The sequence below is a fragment of the Corynebacterium variabile genome (genome assembly GCF_006539825.1).
Taxonomy (GTDB): Bacteria; Actinomycetota; Actinomycetes; order Mycobacteriales; family Mycobacteriaceae; genus Corynebacterium; species Corynebacterium variabile.
This window is the reverse complement of the sequence record NZ_BJNT01000046.1, coordinates 1-2,062: the sequence shown is the minus strand read 5'-3', so window position 1 is coordinate 2,062 and position 2,062 is coordinate 1. Positions and strand designations below refer to the sequence as shown.

The 2,062-nt window shown below is 58.5% G+C and carries 2 protein-coding genes; both read right to left on the bottom strand.

Annotated features, from left to right (window positions below; all coding sequences use genetic code 11):
* A partial coding sequence (locus CVA01_RS14650) for a cytosine permease (protein ID WP_174775654.1) occupies window positions 1-672 on the bottom strand: 672 nt, incomplete at its 3' end.
* Window positions 673-1,406: 734 nt separating this feature from the next.
* The coding region (locus CVA01_RS14640; protein ID WP_141331805.1) for an IS6 family transposase at window positions 1,407-2,062 on the bottom strand (656 nt) is incomplete at its 5' end.

Below are 2,062 nucleotides of genomic sequence, written 5' to 3'. Positions count from 1 at the left end.
ATCAGCCGATGCGCCCGAGTATCCCCAGTCAACATCGAGTAGAACCCATGCAACGAAGCTCATCACCGCGAGAATGACGACAGTGGGCGGCACGGTCCAGCGTTCGAAGGCAGAAATCGCCTTGTACCCGGCCCAAGATATCGCAACCTGCGTGACCATGAGAATTGCAGCAACGATAATTTTCGGTCCCACGTTGTCGTTGGCGGCGTTGACGATTCCGATTTTGTCAAGTAGTGACATGACGAGATCAAGAACAATCCACGTGTTTACTGCACACCACCCTGCACAGAGGACCGCCTGGATCGCGGCCGGAAGATAGGCCCCCCGGCGGCCGAATACAGCACGGGAAAGTACCATTCCGGTCACGCCGGTCTTCTGCCCGAGCACGACGAGTACGCCGAAGATTGACATCCCGATGAAATTCCCAAGAACGAGCACTCCGACGGTTTCCCACAGGCCGAGGCCCATGTTGACGCCCAGTGCTCCAAGGATCCAGTTGATTGGAGCGATATTAGCTCCCGCCCAGATCCAGAACTGGCCTTTCAGATCATGGTGCCGTAGTTCATCGGGTACCGGAGCAAGTATTTCACTGCTTTCCCCATGAGTATCAGTTCCCCCAACTGACTTGACTTTCTTTCTTCTTTCTCCCACGAGGTATACCTTGGTGGACATAACGGTCTCACTTCCAAATTTCTCTATTGTCTCGTCGCGCACATGGATTGAGTGTCACACCGACGAGCAACGACAACCTAACCAGTCGCAGATGTCCGGGGGATTTCTCCATTGTTACGGCGCGAAGTAGAAGAGAAACCTGATAGTTTCGGCGGCCCCTCGGCTTTCAGAGTGCGTAGCGGGTGCGAAGCCTGTCGGGTAGATCACCCCAACATGTAGGGGTCGGTGCCGAGAATGTAGAAGGATCCTGCAGTGGCAGGATGAAGTTGTTCAACATCCGCATCCAGTCACTCCAGGATCCATGCCCCAGCCTACCGTCACCCCTGCCGACGCCCCGAACATCGTCGCCGACACGATCTGGCGCACCGGAAGAGCTCGGCCTGTCGATCGACAACGCCGCCGACAACCGGCAATCAGTGACTTCTTGGGTGACCCGATGGATCCTCCTACGCCTGGCCACTGACGGCGTGAGCGTGAAAACCTGCGCCCGTGGGCTGGGGATCGGTCGGAAGAGGGCCTGCAGCCTGGCGCTGTCAGCGTGCCGCCATCTCACCGGCGGTGACCCGGATCGTCTTCACCATGTCCGGGTCCTCGGTGTCGACGAACACAAGGGAAACATGTCCCGAAGATTCTCATGGGGCGGCGGCACTCCGGGCGGTGCTGTTGCAAAGTTGGGGGGAGAGCAGCGAAGACTCAGTTTCTCATTCCCTGATGGCCGCTGCGTGTGGGCGTTCTCAGGCCGTCTCGAAGACCCGGTTGACGATCACCGCGTCCGGGTTCGGTTGCCCGTAGGCAAACATCGTGCCTTTCCCTTTCCGCAATGAGTGCATCGCCTCCATCCCTTTCAACGTCCGATATGCAGATTTCCGGTTCTTAAACGCACCTTTCGGCCCGAGGATCCGCTTCAGCCGACCATGGTCGCCTTCCAGGATGTTGTTGAGGTACTTCACCTGCCGGTGTTCCACTGTTGGCGGGCAGATTCCCTTTGACTTCAACTCGGCGATTGCCCTGGCTAGGGAGGGTGCTTTATCGGTGTTGATCACTCTGGGATACCCGGCTGACGCATTGGATCTGAGGGCCTTGGCCAGGAAACGCTTCGCTGCGGCCACGTTCCGCTTCGGAGAGAGGTAAAAGTCCAGGGTCTGGCCACCGGCGGTGATCGCCCGATAGAGGTAGCACCACCTGCCGCCGACCCGGATATAGGTCTCATCCACCCGCCAGGAACTGGCCTGCCAGTCAGGTACCTGCCGGTACCACCGTGTTTGCTTGTCCAGCTCAGGGGCGTATTTCTGGACCCAGCGGTAGATCGTGGTGTGATCGACCGGCACGCCCCGCTCGGTCATCATTTCCTCCAGATCGCGGTAGCTCACCCCGTAGCGGCAGTACCACC